We start from the raw sequence: 17,280 nt of genomic DNA on the forward strand, positions 1-17,280 counted from the left end.
GAATGCGACGGTTTGCGGGCCGGGGGCGTACACACCCCAGCCCGCATCCCCTTCTACGTCGGGTCAGAGCCCGACGATACCGCCATCGGTACGCTGGATGACCACCGTCGCGGAGCGCGGACGGTTACCCGGTGCGCTGCCGGTCTGCTGGCTGGCCGGCCAGTTGCTGGTGATGTTGCTGATCGAGCCATCCTCGCCCGGATGCTGGATGTTGACGAAAAGCGTGCGGCCGTCCGGGGTCGAATCGACGCCGGTGACTTCGCACTGCACGGGGCCTACCAGGAAGCGCTTCAGCGATGCGCCGGGCGTCTTGCCGACGATCGTCGTGGTCGTGGTGCTGGCACCGGCGGCGTTGAAGTTCGTCACCGTCCGCATCGCGCCGTCGCCGACCGTGCCCGGGATGGCGGCCAGCATCTGGTTGTTCGTCTGGTCGGTGAAGGCGCCGTCGTCGGTCTGAATCCACAGCAGCGGATTGCCCTGGCCCGACGCGTTGGTCGCGCGGCCGAACCACAGGCCGTCGGGCGACGAGAAGTCGTTCGACGCGTCGAGGTTCGACAGGTTGATGTTCTGCGCATTCAGGTCGGATCCAGCGCCAAAGGCATAGATGTCCCAACGGAACGCGGTCGCTTCGGTCGTGTCGCCGCTTTCGCGCAGACGCAGGATATGGCCGTTGTGGTTGGCGTAGCTGAAGTTCGGCGCGTCCTGGTACGAACGCGGATTGGCTGCGTCGGTGTTGGCGCTGGTCCGCTGCGAATTGTTGGTCAGCGTCAGGTACATCTCACCCGTGACCGGGTTGACCGCGGTCCACTCCGGCCGGTCCATCTTGGTCGCGCCGACGATATCGGCCGCCAGGCGGCAGTGCGTCAGCACATCGGCCTGGTCGGCGAAGGCATAGGTCGCGTTCGACGCGGTCAGCCCGTTCTGGCCGAATACCAGCGGCAGCCAGGTGCCGGTGCCATCCGCGGCGAACTTCGCGACGTAGAGCGTGCCCGAATCGAGGTACTTGTCGCCCATCGCCAGCCGGTCGGTCGCGCCGGCGTCGGAAGCGCTCCACGCGGTCGCCGACACGAATTTGTAGAGATATTCGTTGCGGGCGTCGTCGCCCATGTACCAGGCAGGCTTGCGACCCGCGACGAACGCGCCCGGCCAGCAGCCTTCGTGGTTCATGCGGCCGAGCGCGGTGCGCTTGCGCGGGGTGGTCGAGGGATCATAGGGATCCATCTCCAGCACCCAGCCGTACTGGTTCGGCTCGTTGCGGAAGTCGGCCGTGGCGCTCGCGCCGGTCGCTTGCGCGTCCCAGCGGCGGAAGGTCGTGTTGGTCGAATCCGATGCGACGACGGTCGCCCAGCCGTAATTGCCCGACGACGAGGTGACGCCGTAGCGGGCGAGTGCGGTCACTTCCTTCGCGCTGCGACGCGCATTGTCGGCCGAGGTCGGCCGGCGGAAATACCCCGCCCAATTCTCCTCGCAGGTCAGGCTGGTGCCCCACGGCGTATAGCCGTTCGCGCAATTGTTGATCGTGCCGCGGCCCGCCACGCCGGTCGGCGAATAGGCGGTGAAGAGCAGGCTGCTGCCGCGCACCGGCCCGGAGAAGGCGGTCGGCGTGTTCGGCGTGATGCGGCGGTTGAGTGCGCCCGACTGGTTGTAGCTCCACGCGCCGTTCGCGGCCTGGCTGACCTCCACGACGCTGACGCCGTGCGCCTCGATCTCCTTCAGCGCTTCGCTTTCGGGGCGCGCGCCGTTGACACTCGTCGGGCCGTTCGGGTGCAGATAGGTCTGGAAGATATATTCGTGATTCATGACCAGCAGCCCGCGGGTGCTGTTGGTTTCGTCGCGGGTGTTGCCGCTGGCGGCCAGGCCGAACCAGTGGAGCGCGTCATGGTTGTCGCCCGCGCGGGTCGAGAAGCCGGTGTCGGTGCCGTCGTTCTTGTACGCCGGGGTCGATGCGCTGATCGGGTCGCCGCAGCGATAGAGGACGCTGACGGTATAGCCCGCCGGCACGGTCACGACGTCGTTCTTGTTCTTGGCGACCGCCGAGAAGGTCAGCGCCGCCGGTTCGATGTTGATCGTCGTGTCGGCGGTGGTCGTCCCGCCCTTGTCGTCGGTCGCGCTGAAGCGGATGACGATCGGCGTCGTCGTGGCGACGCCCGGTGCGATGAAGCTGGTCGTCAGCCCGGTCGTCGACGACAGGGTGACGGCGGGGCCGCTGACCTGGCTGAAGCTGGTCGCGGCGATGCTGCCGTTGTCGGTGGCGGTCGCGGTCAGCGTGACGCGGCTGCCGCTGGTCGTCTGGCTGCTCTGTCCGACGCTGATCGTCGGGCGCGGGTCACTGCCGCCCATCTTGTCCTCGCCGCACGCGCTCAGCACCGCGCCGCCGAACACCGCCATCGCCGCCGCCGACGCACCGCCACGCAGCGCATCGCGCCGTGAATAGCGCCGGTCGATCATGTCGCTCAGCGACTCGCCGCCGCTGCGGTTGGTATCGACGTCACCGTCGGTGTAGCCGAAATCGAACGAAGTCATGGTCGTAGTCCCCCCGGGAATCGCGTGTGTGCCGGGCGGCTTTGACGGGTGTGGGCGACACCGGCGTGACGGGAAGGGGACCGTTCGGTTGCGAAGCCGTTACGGTTCGATGACGTACCTGCTTTAAGCCCTCTCCCCTCGCGGGGAGAGGGTTTGGGAGAGGGGAGGTGTTTCACCGAGACCGCTGTCCGCGGCACTGCCCCTCTCCCAACCAGTTTCAGGTCGGATCGTCCCCCGGACGATCCTAAACCGTCCGGGGGACGGTTTACCTGAAACTCCCCGAACGGGGAGAGGGCTTTAATTGGCGCCTACTTCCCCGCTAAAGCCCCCACCATGCCGCCCGAGCGCACCACCCCCAGCCTCGCCCACCGCCTGCGCACCGCGCTCGCCGGCATCGACACCGGCCATGACCGCCGCGCGGGCATTGCCGTCGCCATCCTCCTCGCCGCCGCGCCCGCCGTCACCTGCGCCGGCGCCCGCTGGACCGAAACCCGCGTCCGCCGCGACATCGCCGCGGTCGAGCGCACCGCTCGGCCACGCCTCGACACGATCGCGGCGACCCGCGACGCCCGGCGCCAACTGGGCGCGATCCTCGATATGCCAGGAGTCGCCGGGACGCTCGACGGCCTGGCCGACGCACTCCCGACCGGCGCAACGCTGACCAAGGCCGGGCGCACCCCCGACCGCCGCCTGACGGTGGAGGTCGCTTCACCCGACCCCGATCGCCTTCGCGCGGCGCTGCGCCGAGCCCCCCAGACCACCCGCCTGCGCGACACCGGCCAGCGCCGCGGTGATGGCGCGATGCTGGTCGCGCTGGAGGAGCCGAAGTGAAGCTCTCTCCGCTCGCACTCGGCACTGCCGCCGGCCTGGCCGTTGCCGCGCTGCTGGCGATTCCCGCTACCGACGCGCTGCGCGACTTGCGCACGGCCCGGACCGAGCGTGCGACGCTCGCCCAGGTCGCGGCCGATCCCAGCCCGTCGCGCGCGATCGTTATCGACGGCGATGGGACGCCCGCGCGCGACGCCGGCGCCGCCGCCGACCGCCTCGCCGCCCGCATCCGCGCCGCCGCGACCAAAGCCGGCCTGCTGGTGGAATCGGCGACGCCCGCGCCCTCCGCCGGCCTTTCCCGCGTTCGCCTGACGGTTTCGGGCAGCGAGGACGCCGTGGTGGGCTTCGCCGACACGCTGGAACGCACCCGCCCGCTCGCCCGCTTCGCGACGTGGCAGATGACGGCCAGCGGTCGTACCGTCACCCTGTCGGGAGAGGTCGTGAGCCCGTGGCAATGACCCGCACCGAACGCGCCGCCGTCGTCGGGGCGGCGCTGATCGCCATCGCCACGCCTGCACTGTTGCTCGGCATCGGCCGCGAACCGGTGCCCGCCATACCGCCCGCACAGCCCCTGCTGGCCGCCCGCCCGGCCGCGGCCGGGACGACCGTCTATACCCGCGACCTGTTCGGCAGCGGCGGGCAGGGCGCAGCCGCCGACGACGCGCCCGCCCCCGAAGGTGCCCCTGAACTCGCCGGCATCGTCGGCCGTATCGGCGCCGACGCCGTCGCCCTGGTCCGCACCACCGACGGCCGTACTCGTACCATCGCGGTGGGCGAAAGCGTCGATGGCTGGGTGCTGGAGTCACTCGCGATCGACGCGGCGTACTTCACGCGCGGAGGACAGAAAGCGCGCGTGCCGTTGCCGGCGGGGGAGTGACGGTGCGACGTCTAGAGCCTGAAGCGATCAGCTTTGATCACTCCCGTTCGCCCTGAGCGAAGTCGAAGGGCAGCCCTCCACCAGGTGCTTCGACTTCGCTCAGCACGAACGGTTGAACAAAGCTGATCGAAACCGGCACTAGTGATCGTACTCCGGTCGACCCGGTGAGATCTGCAGCGTTAACCCGGTCTTAGTTTTCGGCGTTGGACAGTGGCCACATGAAACGGAGACTGAAGATACGGCTTCGTGACCGCCCTTGGCCGATGTTTTTCGAAGCCGTGTTTTTCACGGTCGCCGTGATAGGGGGCGGCATTGACCTTCTGGATGGTCAGGTCACCTTGCGGCGGTTCGGGATAATAACCCTTGAAGACAGCCCGGGCGCTTTCGCAATGTACGTCGTCGGTTATGTGTTCTGCTGTGCGATCACTCTTTTTGGTTGGTTCGTTCTCCGAAGCGAATGGTCGCAGTCCTATCTGTCGCCGCTGAAACCGCGCTTTCACGACCCCGCAAAGACGCGCCCGTTCAAGCGCAGCGAACGATCCTCGACAATAGAGCACCCGCGTCAGTAAATTCCATCAATCTCCAGCGTCAGCCGCGGCCCCGGTGGGTTGAGCAGCAGGCTCCCGCCACGCCGCAGAGTCGCTTCGTCGCCGCGCAGGCGGGCGTATTTCGCATCCGTCGCCGTGCGCGCGTCGGCGCCGTCGCGCAGGATGGTGGGCTTGAGGAAGATGAACAGCGTCCGCTTCGTCCGGCCCTCGCGGCGCGCCTTGAACAGCTCGCCCAGCACCGGAATGTCGCCCAGCACCGGAACCTGACTCTTCACCTGCTGGCGATCATCGGTGATCAGGCCGCCAAGCACGATCGTCTGGCCGTTGTCGGCCAGCACCGTCGTGTTGATCGCGCGGCGGTTGGTGATGAGGTTTTCCGCCGAGGTCGCACTGACCAGCGACGACGCTTCGCCCGCGATCTCCAGCCGGATCGTGTCGCCGGCGTTGATCCGCGGCAGCACGCGCAGCGTCAGGCCGACGTCCTTGCGCTCGACCGTCTGATAGGGGTTGGCAGTGCCGTTGCCGGTCAGGATCGAGCCCGTCACGAACGGCACGTTCTGCGCCGCGACGAATTCGCCCATCTTGTTGTCGAGCGTCGTCAGCTGCGGCGTCGACAGCAGGTTCGCCTTGGTCGATGTGCTGAGCGCGCGGACCAGCATCGAGAAGTCGTTGCCGATGCCGACATTGGCCGACAGCCCCTCACCAAGCAGCGCACCGGCGGGGAGGGCGAGCACGCTGCCGAGGATCGCGCCGATCGGGGTGATGCCGGTGACCGCGCCGAACGACGTGCCGCCGCCCTGAACCTGCGTCAGCGCCGCACCCGCCGCGCCGATCTGGATGGCCAGCGCTTCGGCATTCTCGCCGGTGATCTCGGCGATCGCCGCCTCGATCAGCACCTGTGGGCGGCGGACGTCGAGTTCGGGGATCAGCCGCTCGATACTGGCGATCGCGGTCGGCGTGCCGCGCACGACGATGGCGTTGATGTCGGGGGCGGGCTGCACCGTCATCTCGGCGGTCGCAAAGCCCTGCGGCGTGACTGCGGGCTGGCCCGACCGGCCGAGCGTCGCCGTCCCGCCGCCGGCCGCCCCGGCGCCGGTGCCAAGGCCCGACCCGGCGCCCGCGCCGGAGAGGTTGCCCGACAGCGTCCCTGCGGTCGCCGCGTTGTTGGCGATCAGCCCGCCGAGCGCGCTGGTCGGATTCGTCGGGCTGACGCTGGAGGTGCTGCGACCGGCGAGGCTCCGCGCGACGGGATTGGTCGCATCCGCTTCCTGCCCCAGAATGCCGCGCAACACGTCGGTCACCGCCTCCGCATCGGCATAGGCCAGGCGGAAGACGCGCGTCGTCGGTGTCGCGCCGCCCGGCGCGTCGAGCGCCTGTGCCATCCGCCGGGCCTCCGCCACGCTGGCCGGCGTACCACGCACGATGATCGAGTTCGATCGCGGGTCGCCCGCCACGCGTGCGCCGCCTTCGCCCATCACGCTCTGGATCGAGGCGGCGATGTCGGCGGCGTTGCCGTTCTTGAGCACGATGGTGGTGAAGGTCGATCCGCCGCCGCCGTCCAGGCTGCGCGCCAGTCCCTCGATCCGGCGGACGTTGTCGGCGTAATCGGTGACGACGATCGCGTTGGGCTGGGTCAGCGGCTCGACCGAGCCGAAATTGGCGACCAGCGGCCGGACGATCCGCGCCGCGTCAGCCGACGGCACGTTCGACAGGCGGATCATCCGCGTGATCAATTCCTGCCCGCTGGCGCCGCGGCTGGGGACGCCGCCGTCGCGGATCGCGTTGGCCTGCGGCACGATGCGCCACGCCCGGCCGGAGCGAACCGCGGCAAAGCCGTTGGCGCGCAGCACCGACTGGAACAGGTCCCACACGCCCGCCGCGCTGAGCGGCTCGGCAGAAGTCACGGTCACCGCGCCCTTGACCGCGGGGTCGAGGATCAGCGTGCGCCCGGTCAGTCGGCTGATCTGTTCGGCGACGTCGGCGATTTCCACGCCGCGCATGTTGACGACGATGTCGCTGGGCGCGGGCGCTTGTTGTGCGGACAGCGCGGTGCCGGCCAGCGCCAGGGCGAGCATCGACAGACGGATGGGTCGAATCACGGACATATTCTCAAGACCCTAGCGGAACGGGACGGTGACCGTCATCTGACGACCGTTTCTCGTGAACTGCATTTCGGCGACGCCATTCATTTGCGCGTTGCCGATGGCGGCGCGGACCGCATCCTGCGACGTGATCGCGATGCCGTTGATCCGGTTGACAACATCGCCCTGCTGCATGCCGGTCGGCGCGCCGGCCCCGACGCGGTAGCCGCCGTCGGTCGGCGTCGCGTTCATGCGTTGCAGCACCGTTTCCGCGCTAGGAAGGGCCGGGGTCGCAGGCGCCGGGGTCGATGTCGCAACAGGGTTGCCGACCGGCGGCGGCGTGGTCGGGATCGATACGGTGGAGGGTGCTGCGCCCGACGTCGCCCCCGCCGCGCCAGGCTTTGCGAAGGCGTCGGGGAAGGCCAGAAATTCGCTGCGGCCGCCGTTGGTGACGATGACGCGGTTGATCTGAATCGCCGCGATCGTCGCGCCGCCGACGACTTCACCGACCTTGAACGGCTTCATCGCTTCGCTGCCCGACTGGATATAGGCGATCGACAGTTCGGCCGGCCGTGCGAAGACGATGCCCTTCAGCACCAGCGGCAGCGTCGTCGGCGTCGCGCCATCGGCGCTCACCCCGGCGCGGCCGAAGGGTGCGAGCGCCAGCGTCGGCGCCAGATCGGGGACGGGGGCGGCGGTGCGGACCGGCGGCACGGTGATCGCGCCGACATCGGCATGGCCCGCCAGTCGCCAGGTCAGCCCGGCAAGCGCGAACGCCACCGACACGACGACGGCGCCGGTGAACACGTCGAGCACGATTCGCTGGCGATAGGGCGTGAGGTCGAACCGGCGGAGGATCATCGCTGCCCCTCTTGCGACACCGGCTCGCCTATGTCGAGAAATCCGTCGAGCGATGCGGTCGGCGATTTCGCACCTTCGGCGAACACGTCGATCCGCACGCGCGCGATCGCCGGGTCGCCGGTCGCGCGCTCGGTGCTGCGGACGCGCCAGTTGGTGTCGAGCATCGTCACCCGATCGGGGGAGGGGATGCCGGCGTTCATTTCGGTCAGGCGATTCTCCGCCACCCACATTGCGGCCGATCGCTGCTCCATCGCACGGGTCGAATCGATATGCTGCTCGACCGCGCCGACCAATCCGACCGTCGCGATCGCCAGCACGGCGAGCGCGACCAGCGCCTCGATCAGCGAAAAGCCGTCGTCGTGTCCTTCCGCCGCGATCATGTCGGGCGCCCCTCCGCGCGGGTGACGGTGGAGGTGAGGCCGTCGTAGCGGACGACCCACACCTGACTGCCGCTGGTCAGCGTCGCGGTCAGCGGCTTCGACAGGCCGTCGAGCCCCAGCAGCAGCGGCGGCGCCTGGTCGAGCGTCATCGCGACGCCGCCGGGCAGGGTGTGATGATCGAGCTTGGGCGTGCCTTTCGGAATCACGCCGTCCGAGGCGACCTTGGTGAAGCTGTACCCGCTGTCATCGACGGTCAGCGCGATCATCCGGTCGCCCAGCATCGCATCGTCCCCCGCCGCCTCCAGCCGCGTCGCGAACCGCCGCGCCTCCGACTCGACCGAAGGCGCCCGCGTCGCCGACCCGATCGCCAAAGCGACGCCGCCTGACGCGATACCGATGATCGCAAGGACGATCAGCATCTCGACGAGCGTCATGCCCAGATCCGATCCACCCCGGCACGGGGAGGGGGACCGCCCGCGAAGCGAGTGGTGGAGGGGGCGGGCCGCAGCCGAGTCGCGTGCGGAGCCCCCCCTCCACCATGCTTCGCATGGTCCCCCTCCCCGTGCCGGGGAGGACTTAGGAACCCCGTTCGCCCTGAGCTTGTCGAAGGGCTGCGCTTCGTTCCGCGGGCGACGTCGCCCGAAAAAGAAGGGCAGGGCTTCGACAGGCTCAGCCCGAACGGAGGGTGTTGCGAACCTCACCGACCGGCCACGATATCCGCGTCCAGCCCTTCGCCGCCTTCCTGGCCGTCCTTGCCCAGCGACTTCAGCGCGAAGCCGCCGGGGGCGGGCGCGGCATAGACATAGGGGTTGCCCCACGGGTCGACCGGCATCTGCGGCAGATAGGCCTCCGCCGGGAAGTTCGACGGCACCGGCGGCGTGGTCGGCTTCTGCACCAGCGCCTTCAACCCCTGCGCCGTCGTCGGATAGTCGCCGTTGTCGAGCCGGTACATCTTGAGCGCCGCGCCGATCGTCTTCAGGTCGGTGTTGGCGGTCGTCACGCGCGCCTGGTCGGGGCGGCCGATGACGTTGGGAACGATCAGCGCGGCCACCAGTGCGATGATCGCCAGCACCACGATCATCTCGACCAGAGTGAGGCCTTCGTCGTTCGCACGCTTGCGGGCACGGCCGCACGCTGCCACGGTGTCACGAAACTTTCGGAATTGAATGCGCATTCGCTCGCCCATGATTACCACGCGTGACACCCTTGTTACAGCCGAAGCGGCCCCGCGCGCCAGTCTCGATCCGGGCGGGCCGGCCGGCGTGTGGTCGCTGACCGGCGAGGCGCTGGTCGCATCGGACGGCGACGGGCCGGCGACCGTGCTCGTTCCCAGTGAGGCGGTGCGGCTTATCGCGGTCGATCTTCCGCTGCCGACGCGGGCGAAGCGGGTCGTGGCGCTGCCCTTCGCGGTCGAGGAACTGATCGCCGAGCCGATCGACAGCGTCCATCTGGCGCTTGGTGTCGAACTTTCCCCGCGGCGCTACCTGGTGGGCGTCGTCCGGCATGATCGGATGGCCGAGTGGGTCGCCCGGCTCGCGGTCGAGGGGCTGGATCATGCCGCCCTCGTCCCCGATGCGCTAGCGCTGCCTGTGCCGGCGGCGGGCGAATGGGCGGTGGAACTGGGCGAAACGCGCGCGCTGGTTCGCGCCGGCGATGGGACCGGCTTCGCCATTCCGGCGCCGCTGTTGCGGACGGCGTGGGAGGCGGCGGGGCGCCCGCGTACGATCGCGTACGGGACGGCGCTCCCCGCCGACATGAGCGACACCGCCGACGCGCTGCCGCTCGATTCGCTCGCCCGCCGCCTGCTCGCGCCGCCACTCGACCTGCGCCAGGGTATCTATGCCGCGCGTCGCACCGGCCTGCCGTCCTTCTGGCGGCGGATCGCGACGGTCGCCGTGTTCGGCCTGCTGGCGCATGTGGTGATCGCCGCGATCGATACGCTGGCGTTGCGCGGGATCGCCGATGCGCGAGCGGCAGAGACCCGTGCGCTCGTCGCCAGCCGCGCGCCGGGGACGAGCTTGCCGCAGGACGGGCTGGCGGTCGCGGTCGCCGACCTGTTGCCGAGTCCGGCCGCCGGGGGCGGGGCCAACCCGTTCCTGCCCGCCGCCACGCGCCTGTCGGGGGCGCTCGCACCGCTGGGCGCCAGGCTGTCGGTGCGCAGCATGCGGATGGCGGGCGGATCACTGATCGTCGATCTCGACAGTAGCGATCCCGCCTTCGCCGGTCGCGTCCGCACCGCGCTGTCAAATGGCGGCGTAACGGCATCGGTCGTTCCGATCGACGGCGGCGTCCGCATCACGAGTCCGCTGGCATGAAGATCGTCCGCATCATCGAGCATCCGACCGTCGAGCGCATTCGCGTCTGGTGGAGCGACCTGACCCCGCGCGAGCGGGTGATGGTCGGTACGCTCGGCACGCTGATCCTGCTGGCGATCCTGATCTACGGCGTGGTCAAGCCGATCCAGGCGAGTCGGGCGGAGTCCTTTGCCGACATCCGCACCTATGAAACACTGATCGCCCGCGTGAATGCCGCGCCCGCACTCGGCCCGCAGGCGGCGGCACCCCAGCAGCGTAGCGGCAGTGCGGCGGATATCGTGACCCAGTCGGCCGCGGCCTACGGGGTGCAGGTGCAGGTCGAGGCGATGCCTGGCGGAATTCGCGCGACCGTGGCGGACGCGCCCTATGATGCGGTGGTCAACTGGATGGCCGATGTCGCGCGCACCTCGACGCTGGCCGCGACCCGCGTCGACCTTCAGAAGCGCCCGACGCCTGGTCGCGTCTTCGCCCAGATCGAGTATCGCGGATGACCGACACGCTGATCGTCGAGACGAGCGCGCCGCCTGCGCTCCTCCCCTATGGCTTCGCGCGCCGCGGCGGGGTGCTGCTGCGCGGGACCGAGTGCCTGCACCGTGCCGACGCCGCGCTCGATGCGCTGCTGGAGGTGCAGCGGCTTCATCCGACGCTGATCTTCACCGGCGTCAGCGACGAGGCTTTTGACGCCGCCCTCAGCGCGACCTACGGCCAGGGTGCCGCGCAAGCCGCCGAGTTTGAGATGGACGCGACCGATCTGGCCGCGCTCGCCGATTCGGTCGGTCCGGTCGACGACCTGCTCGATTCGAACGATGATTCGCCCGTCATTCGTCTCATCAACGCGATCCTGCTGGAAGCGGTGAAGGAGGGGGCGTCCGACGTCCATGTCGAGACGACCGAAAAGCGCCTCGTCGTCCGCTTCCGCATCGATGGGGTGCTGCGCGACGTGGTGGAGCCGCAACGCGCGCTCGCGCCTCTGCTCGTCAGCCGCATCAAGGTCATGGCGAAGCTCGATATCGCCGAGAAGCGCGTGCCGCAGGACGGTCGCGTCACGCTGCGCATCGGCGGGCATGACGTCGACGCGCGTGTGTCGACTATCCCGACCCAGCATGGCGAACGCGTCGTCATGCGTCTGCTGGAAAAGGGGTCGCTGCGGCTCGACCTTGCCGGGCTCGGCATGAGCGGGCGCGACGTCGAGACCTTCCGCCGCCTGCTCGACCGCCCGCACGGCATGTTGCTCGTCACCGGGCCTACGGGTTCGGGCAAGACGACGACGCTTTACGCCGCGCTCAGCCGCCTCAACGACCGCAAGCGCAACGTCATGACGGTCGAGGATCCGATCGAGTATGAACTCGCCGGCGTTGCCCAGACCCAGGTCAATCCGCGTACCGACATGACCTTCGCCCGGGGGCTTCGCGCCATCCTGCGCCAAGACCCCGACGTCATCATGGTCGGCGAGATCCGCGATCAGGAAACCGCCGAAGTCGCGGTGCGGTCGGCGATGACCGGGCATTTCGTGCTGTCGACGCTTCACACCAACAGCGCGGTCGGGTCGGTCACCCGCCTGCTCGATATGGGGGTCGAGCGCTATCTGCTCGCGCCGATGCTCGTGGGACTGGCGGCGCAGCGGCTGGTCCGGCGGCTGTGCCCCGATTGCCGGCAGCAGGATATCGCGACCGACGCCGACGCGGCGTTGCTCGGCGGTGGGCTGGTCGCGGGCGACCCGGTCTACCGCGCGGTCGGCTGCGAGGCGTGCCACGGCGACGGCTATCGTGGGCGCGACGGTCTGTACGAAGTGATCGCGGTCGATGCCGAGCTTCAGGCGATGATCCACGACGGCGTGTCCGAAGCGGCGCTGGAGAAGGCGGCGCGGGCGAAGAATCCGTCGCTGCTGGACGATGGCGTGGCGAAGGTGAAGTCGGGCGTGACCACCGTCGAGGAAGTCGCGCGCGTGACGCGGGACAAGGGCGTGTGATGGTCCTCCCCTGCAAGGGGAGGTGGCATCGCGCAGCGATGACGGAGGGGTGTCACCCTCTCGATAGCGCGATACCCCTCCGTCAGGCCTGCGGCCTGCCACCTCCCCTTGCAGGGGAGGATTGAGCCATGCCCGCCTATGCCTACCGCGCGGCCGACCGCACCGGTGCGACCAAGAAGGGCGTCATCGAAGCCTCGTCCGCCCCCGCCGCCCGCGCGATGCTGCGCGAGCGGTCGCTGCTCCCGCTCGCGGTCGAACCCGCTGGCGCCAGGCCGCAAAGGGCCGGTGCGATCACGCTGCCGTCGTTCCGCCGCGGCGTGTCGTCCAAGCAGCTGGCGACGCTGACCCGCCAGCTCGCGACGCTGATCGGCTCCGAAATCCCGGTCGAGGAAGCGTTGCGCCTCGTCGCACAGCAGTCCGAGGCGAAGCAGGTCAGCGCCCTGCTCCTCGACGTCCGCGGCAGCATCCTCGATGGCCGCAGCTTCGCCGCGAGCCTCGCCAATCACCCCAAGGCCTTCCCCGAATTCTACCGCGCATCGGTCGCGGCGGGGGAGAACAGCGGACGGCTGACCCACGTCCTCAACCACCTCGCGCAGTTCGTCGAGACACGGCAGGCGAATGCGCAGAAGCTGCAACTGGCGCTGCTCTATCCGGCACTGCTGGCGACCGTGTCGATCGGCATCATTGTCCTGCTGATGATCTATGTCGTCCCCGACATCGTCCGCGTGTTCGTGTCGCGCGGCGCGGAGCTGCCGTTTCTGACCCGCGCGCTGATCGCGATCTCCGCATTCCTGCAGAACTGGGGTCTGGTGGTCCTGATCGCGATCCTCGCCGCCGGGCTGGTCGGCGGTCGCTGGCTGCGCGACCCGGCGAATCGCCTGAAGCTCGACCGCGTCTTCGCCGAGCGCCGCCCGTTCAAGCGGTTCAGTCGCCAGCACAATGCGGCGCGCTTCGCCGGCAGCCTTGCGACGCTTGTGGAAAGCGCGGTGCCGCTGGTCGAGGCGCTTCAGGCCGCCGCCGCGGTGACCCCCAACCGCCACGTCCGCGAACGCGCCCTGATCGTCGCGGCGCGCGTGCGCGAGGGGCTTTCCTTGCGCGCCGCGATGACGGAAGCGGCGGTCTTCCCCTCCATGCTAACCGCGCTCGTCGCCAGCGGCGAAAGCTCGGGCAAGCTCGCCCCGGCGCTGGGTCGCGCCTCGAGCGAACTCGACCGCGAACTCGACGCGCTGGCGGCGACCCTGGTCGCGCTCGTCGAGCCGATGGTGCTGCTGATGATGGGCGGGATGGTGCTGATGATGGTGCTGGCAATCCTGCTGCCGATCATCAACCTCAATAATCTCGTGACGTTGTAGATAGATCCTCCCCGGCACGGGGAGGGGGACCAGCCGCAGGCTGGTGGGGGGGGCTCTCCGCAAGCGATGCCCTAACGGGCCGCCCCTCCACCGCGCCATTGCGCGTCGCGGTCCCCCTCCCCGTGCCGGGGAGGATTTAAATCTGCCCCTTGATGCTCCCCCCCGGCGGCAGGCCGACGAACGGCAGCACCGCGGCACCCTCCGGCGTCACCTGCAACTCGACCGCGCCGTCGCCACTCAGCTGGATCGTCATCAGCGTCCGCCGCCGCTGAGTCGCCGGGGCCAGCCGCAGCGTCGAGCGATCGCCGACATGGACCGCCGTCAGCACGAGGGCAGGGACCGGGGTGGCCACGCCGCCCGCCTTCGGCCGGCAGCTGCCCGGATCGGTCAGCAACTCGCCTTCGATCCGCTGGCCCGATCCGCCGAGCTTCACCTTGGGGAAATCGAGCTGCATCGTCATGTCGCACACGAACGGCAGGTCGGGTTGCAGCGCCTGGAGCAACGTCCCGTCGGCCGACCCACTCATCGCGTCGACCGTCGTCGACGACGGCCCGATCAGCGCCCGCCCGCCGAGGTTGGTCGCCGCGCCCTTCGCGGTCCAGTCGGCGGCGAAGGCGAGGGTAGTGAGACTACGCAACGGCGCCCAGGACCAGTCGAGCACGCTGCCCCCGGCCAGCCCGACCTCGCCGTTCCACACCGTCCCGCCGACGCCGGTACGCCACGGGCCAGGCGAGGCGAGGGCGCCGGCCGGGATCGTCGCGATCATCGCGACGGCGTAAGCGGCTATCCCCAGCGCGCCGAAGCGGATAAGACGGCGACGCGCGGCTTGGCGCGCGATGTCGGAGGCATAAGGTGAATCGTCGGGACGCTCTGAAGCTTCTGCGATCCGGCCTCGTCGTATCAGCGGCGTCATCGGCTTTCCCTTCGTGGGCCGCCAAGAAGGTGGACAAGCGACCCGTCGCCCTGCTGTTGCCATTGACCGGCGAGCGCGCGCAACTGGGACTTAGCATGCAGCGCGCGGCGATGCTCGCCGAAAGCGATGCGAAGCTGATGTTCGCGCTCGACACCGCGGGCACCGCGACCGGCGCGTCGGCAGCCGCGACGCAGGCGCTGAAGCGTGGCGCGGCGATGATCCTCGGGCCGCTCACCTCCTGGGAGGCGTCGGCTGCGGCCGGGGCGGTCGCGGGGAAGGTGCCGGTCATCGCCTTCACCAACAATGCCTCGGCGCAAGGCTCCGGCGCGTTCGTGTTCGGCCTGACGCCGACCCAGACGACGACGGCGGTGCTGCGTTATGCCCGCTCGCGCGGCGTCAGGTCGGTGACCGTCGTCGGCGACGGAACCGCCTGGAGCAATGCGGCGTCGGAAGCGGCGGTGAAGGCGCAGGGCGACCTAGGCCTCGACATCCGCGCGATCGCGGTGACCGCGGGCAAGCCGCTGCCGGCGGCCGGCGACGCGCCCGACGCGGTGCTGATCCCCGGCAGCGGTGATGCGGTGCTGGCGGCGGCGCGCGGACTGAAGGATACCGGCGTCCAGTTGCTCGGCACCGTCCAGGCGCTCGACAATCGCCCGTCCGCCCTCGCCGCGCTGGAGGGGGCGTGGATCGCCGCACCCGATCCGGCCGCGTTCGGCAGCTTTTCCGCCGATTACGAAGCGCGGATTGGCGGATCACCCGGCGCGATCGCCGCGCTCGCCTATGATGCGGCACGGGTGGCGAAGACGTTGCGCGACGCCAACCGCCTCGACCGCGCCGGTCTGCTGGGCACCGACAGCTTCGCCTGCGTCACCGGGCCGGTCCGCTTTCGCGCCGACGGCAGCTGTTCGCGCGACCTCGCGATCCTGCTGGCGGGATCGGACGGCTATCGGAGCGTCGCGACCAGCCGGGGAGCGTGAGGGGTGATTCGCCGCTCGTCATCCCCGCGAAAGCGGGGATCCAGAGCCACGGGCGACGCGCTTGTTGCCCTGAATTTCCGCGTTCGCGGGGATGACGCGGGAGAGCGGGGACGACGGAAGGCGTGCGGCGACCACGGCTTCACCCTGATCGAACTCATGATCTCGCTCCTGCTGTTCGCGCTGATCGCGGTGGCGGGGGTGGCGCTGGTCGACAGCGTTCTGGGGGTGCAGGGGCGTACCGAAACCCGGCTCGATCGCCTGACTGCGCTGCAACGGACGATGCTGGTCGTGTCGAGCGACGTCGAACAGGTCGCGGCCGGCGATATCGTCGGTGGCGGCAGCAGCCTTACGTTCCGCCGCGCGGCGCCCGGTGTCGGCGGTGTTCCGGCGACGATCCGCTACGCCCTCGACCGTGGCGTGCTGGTCCGCGATGCCGGGGGCGGCGCGCAGGCGCTGTTGCGCGACGTCGCGAACGTCCGCTGGCGTTTCGCCGCGGGTACGGCGTGGATCGACCGCTGGCCCGCGGGCGATCCCAAGCTCTGGCCCGGCGCGATCGAGCTTGAGGTCACGTTTTCTGGTCAGCCGTCCGGCACCATCCGCCGCGTCGTCGCACTACCGGTTCGCGCGAAGGACGTCAGCTGATGCGCGACGATGATTCGGGCATGATCCTGGTCAACGTGCTGATGTTCGTCGCGATCGCGGCGGGTTTGGTCCTGCTGATGATCGAGCGGGAGGAACTGGCGCTCGACCGGTCCTTGCGCGTCCGCGAGGCCGCCCGCGCCGCCGCCGTGGTGAAGGGTGGTGAGCTGTCCGCCCTCGCCGCGCTGCGCCGAGACGCCTTAGTAGCGCCGGAGGTCGACTCTGTCGCCGAGCCCTGGGCCGCGCTGGCGGAGAATGGCGCGAAGATCGATGGCGGCACCTTCGACCTGGCGATTTCCGACGCGGAAAGCCGGTTTAACGTCAATGCCCTGCGCTCCGGTAATGCGGCGGCGACCATCCTCTTCGAACAGATTGCCGCCAGCATCGGCGTCGACCGCGATACGACGGCGAAGGCGGTGGAGGCGGTGCGGCTCAACGGCCCGTTCACCGACCTGCGCCCGCTGCGCTTCGCGGGCCTGCCGCCCGAGGCGGTCACCCGGCTGGAGGCGCTGGTCACCGCGCTGCCGGGCGACACGACGATCAATCTCAACGCCGCGACGCCGGAGGTGCTGACGATCCTGTTCCGCGATCCCGCCGTCGTCGACCGGCTGGTCAAGGAGCGGACCCGCCGCGGTTATCTGACGCTAGAGGACCTGTCGCGCGAGAATGTCGCGATGCCGCCGGGTGCGTCGTTCCGTTCGAACACCTTCTGGGTCCGCACCCGCGCGACGATCGGCGACACGGCGCAACAGGGGGTGACGCTGATCCAGCGTACGCTCGACGAACAGGGCGTACGGCATGTCCGGCCGGTCGAGCGCTGGTCGGGCGCCGGCATCCCGCCCGATGCGCCCGCCTTCGGTCAGGCGGACAATCGCGCGGCGGGATAGTAACGAACGAAACTATCGCCTAGGTTCGCGTCCTCACCTCCGTTCGTGCTGAGCGTGTCGAAGCACCGTACTGCGATAAGCCCGCGAGCCGCTCGCGGCACGAAGTACGGTGCTTCGACAAGCTCAGCAC

18 protein-coding genes are annotated in these 17,280 nt (G+C 69.6%); 11 read left to right on the plus strand and 7 right to left on the minus strand.

Annotation, left to right across the window (positions count from 1 at the left end; all coding sequences use genetic code 11):
- Positions 1 to 63 precede the first annotated feature (63 nt).
- Positions 64 to 2,523, minus strand: a complete 2,460-nt coding sequence (locus ACFSC3_RS03255; RefSeq protein WP_380938706.1) for a PhoX family protein — start codon at positions 2,521 to 2,523, stop codon at positions 64 to 66.
- Between the two features lie 333 nt (positions 2,524 to 2,856).
- Between ACFSC3_RS03255 and ACFSC3_RS03260 the strand changes: the two genes are divergently transcribed.
- The 4 genes from ACFSC3_RS03260 to ACFSC3_RS03275 all read left to right on the plus strand — a co-directional run bounded on the left by ACFSC3_RS03260 (position 2,857) and on the right by ACFSC3_RS03275 (position 4,797).
- Positions 2,857 to 3,354 (plus strand): hypothetical protein, encoded by a 498-nt coding sequence (locus ACFSC3_RS03260; protein ID WP_380938708.1) that lies wholly within the window; start codon positions 2,857 to 2,859, stop codon positions 3,352 to 3,354.
- On the plus strand, positions 3,351 to 3,809 hold the full coding sequence (locus tag ACFSC3_RS03265; RefSeq protein ID WP_380938710.1) for a hypothetical protein: 459 nt from the start codon (positions 3,351 to 3,353) through the stop codon (positions 3,807 to 3,809). The genes ACFSC3_RS03260 and ACFSC3_RS03265 overlap by 4 nt, the downstream gene beginning before the upstream one ends.
- Positions 3,806 to 4,228, plus strand: a complete 423-nt coding sequence (locus ACFSC3_RS03270; protein ID WP_380938712.1) for a hypothetical protein — start codon at positions 3,806 to 3,808, stop codon at positions 4,226 to 4,228. The genes ACFSC3_RS03265 and ACFSC3_RS03270 overlap by 4 nt, the downstream gene beginning before the upstream one ends.
- 263 nt (positions 4,229 to 4,491) lie before the next feature.
- Complete coding sequence (locus ACFSC3_RS03275) at positions 4,492 to 4,797, plus strand: hypothetical protein (protein WP_380938714.1); 306 nt, start codon at positions 4,492 to 4,494, stop codon at positions 4,795 to 4,797.
- Here ACFSC3_RS03275 and gspD read toward each other — a convergent pair.
- From gspD to gspG, 5 genes are all read right to left on the minus strand, one after another.
- Positions 4,791 to 6,881, minus strand: a complete 2,091-nt coding sequence (gspD, locus tag ACFSC3_RS03280) for a type II secretion system secretin GspD (protein WP_417774576.1) — start codon at positions 6,879 to 6,881, stop codon at positions 4,791 to 4,793. The genes ACFSC3_RS03275 and gspD overlap by 7 nt on opposite strands.
- Before the next feature lie 12 nt (positions 6,882 to 6,893).
- Positions 6,894 to 7,718 (minus strand): type II secretion system protein N, encoded by an 825-nt coding sequence (locus ACFSC3_RS03285; RefSeq protein ID WP_380938718.1) that lies wholly within the window; start codon positions 7,716 to 7,718, stop codon positions 6,894 to 6,896.
- Complete coding sequence (gspI, locus tag ACFSC3_RS03290) at positions 7,715 to 8,098, minus strand: type II secretion system minor pseudopilin GspI (RefSeq protein ID WP_380938720.1); 384 nt, start codon at positions 8,096 to 8,098, stop codon at positions 7,715 to 7,717. The genes ACFSC3_RS03285 and gspI overlap by 4 nt, the downstream gene beginning before the upstream one ends.
- Positions 8,095 to 8,532, minus strand: a complete 438-nt coding sequence (locus ACFSC3_RS03295; RefSeq protein WP_380938722.1) for a prepilin-type N-terminal cleavage/methylation domain-containing protein — start codon at positions 8,530 to 8,532, stop codon at positions 8,095 to 8,097. The genes gspI and ACFSC3_RS03295 overlap by 4 nt, the downstream gene beginning before the upstream one ends.
- 263 nt (positions 8,533 to 8,795) lie before the next feature.
- Positions 8,796 to 9,272, minus strand: coding sequence for a type II secretion system major pseudopilin GspG (gene gspG / locus ACFSC3_RS03300; protein WP_380938724.1), 477 nt, complete (start codon positions 9,270 to 9,272; stop codon positions 8,796 to 8,798).
- 10 nt (positions 9,273 to 9,282) lie between these two features.
- Between gspG and gspL the strand changes: the two genes are divergently transcribed.
- From gspL to ACFSC3_RS03320, 4 genes are all read left to right on the plus strand, one after another.
- Positions 9,283 to 10,413 carry a type II secretion system protein GspL gene (gene gspL, locus ACFSC3_RS03305; RefSeq protein WP_380938726.1) on the plus strand — a complete coding sequence of 377 codons (1,131 nt, stop codon included), beginning with the start codon at positions 9,283 to 9,285 and terminating at the stop codon, positions 10,411 to 10,413.
- Entirely contained in the window at positions 10,410 to 10,904 is a 495-nt protein-coding gene (gene gspM / locus ACFSC3_RS03310) for a type II secretion system protein GspM (protein ID WP_380938728.1), read from the plus strand. Before gspL ends, gspM begins: the two co-directional genes overlap by 4 nt.
- Positions 10,901 to 12,382 carry a GspE/PulE family protein gene (locus tag ACFSC3_RS03315; protein WP_380938730.1) on the plus strand — a complete coding sequence of 494 codons (1,482 nt, stop codon included), beginning with the start codon at positions 10,901 to 10,903 and terminating at the stop codon, positions 12,380 to 12,382. Before gspM ends, ACFSC3_RS03315 begins: the two co-directional genes overlap by 4 nt.
- Positions 12,383 to 12,510: 128 nt before the next feature.
- On the plus strand, positions 12,511 to 13,734 hold the full coding sequence (locus ACFSC3_RS03320) for a type II secretion system F family protein (protein WP_380938732.1): 1,224 nt from the start codon (positions 12,511 to 12,513) through the stop codon (positions 13,732 to 13,734).
- Positions 13,735 to 13,870: 136 nt separating this feature from the next.
- Here ACFSC3_RS03320 and ACFSC3_RS03325 read toward each other — a convergent pair whose 3' ends face one another.
- On the minus strand, positions 13,871 to 14,647 hold the full coding sequence (locus ACFSC3_RS03325) for a hypothetical protein (protein ID WP_380938734.1): 777 nt from the start codon (positions 14,645 to 14,647) through the stop codon (positions 13,871 to 13,873).
- Between the two features lie 29 nt (positions 14,648 to 14,676).
- On the opposite strand from ACFSC3_RS03325, the gene ACFSC3_RS03330 reads away from it, so the two are divergent.
- From ACFSC3_RS03330 to ACFSC3_RS03340, 3 genes are all read left to right on the plus strand, one after another.
- Positions 14,677 to 15,624, plus strand: a complete 948-nt coding sequence (locus tag ACFSC3_RS03330) for a type 1 periplasmic-binding domain-containing protein (RefSeq protein ID WP_380938735.1) — start codon at positions 14,677 to 14,679, stop codon at positions 15,622 to 15,624.
- Positions 15,625 to 15,693: 69 nt separating this feature from the next.
- The gene (locus tag ACFSC3_RS03335) at positions 15,694 to 16,266 is read left to right on the plus strand and encodes a prepilin-type N-terminal cleavage/methylation domain-containing protein (RefSeq protein WP_380939657.1); all 573 of its coding nucleotides are present in this window, start codon (positions 15,694 to 15,696) and stop codon (positions 16,264 to 16,266) included.
- Complete coding sequence (locus ACFSC3_RS03340; RefSeq protein WP_380938736.1) at positions 16,266 to 17,150, plus strand: type II secretion system minor pseudopilin; 885 nt, start codon at positions 16,266 to 16,268, stop codon at positions 17,148 to 17,150. The genes ACFSC3_RS03335 and ACFSC3_RS03340 overlap by 1 nt, the downstream gene beginning before the upstream one ends.
- Positions 17,151 to 17,280: the final 130 nt, after the last annotated feature.

The organism is Sphingomonas floccifaciens (genome assembly GCF_042681125.1).
Classification (GTDB): Bacteria; Pseudomonadota; Alphaproteobacteria; order Sphingomonadales; family Sphingomonadaceae; genus Sphingomonas; species Sphingomonas floccifaciens.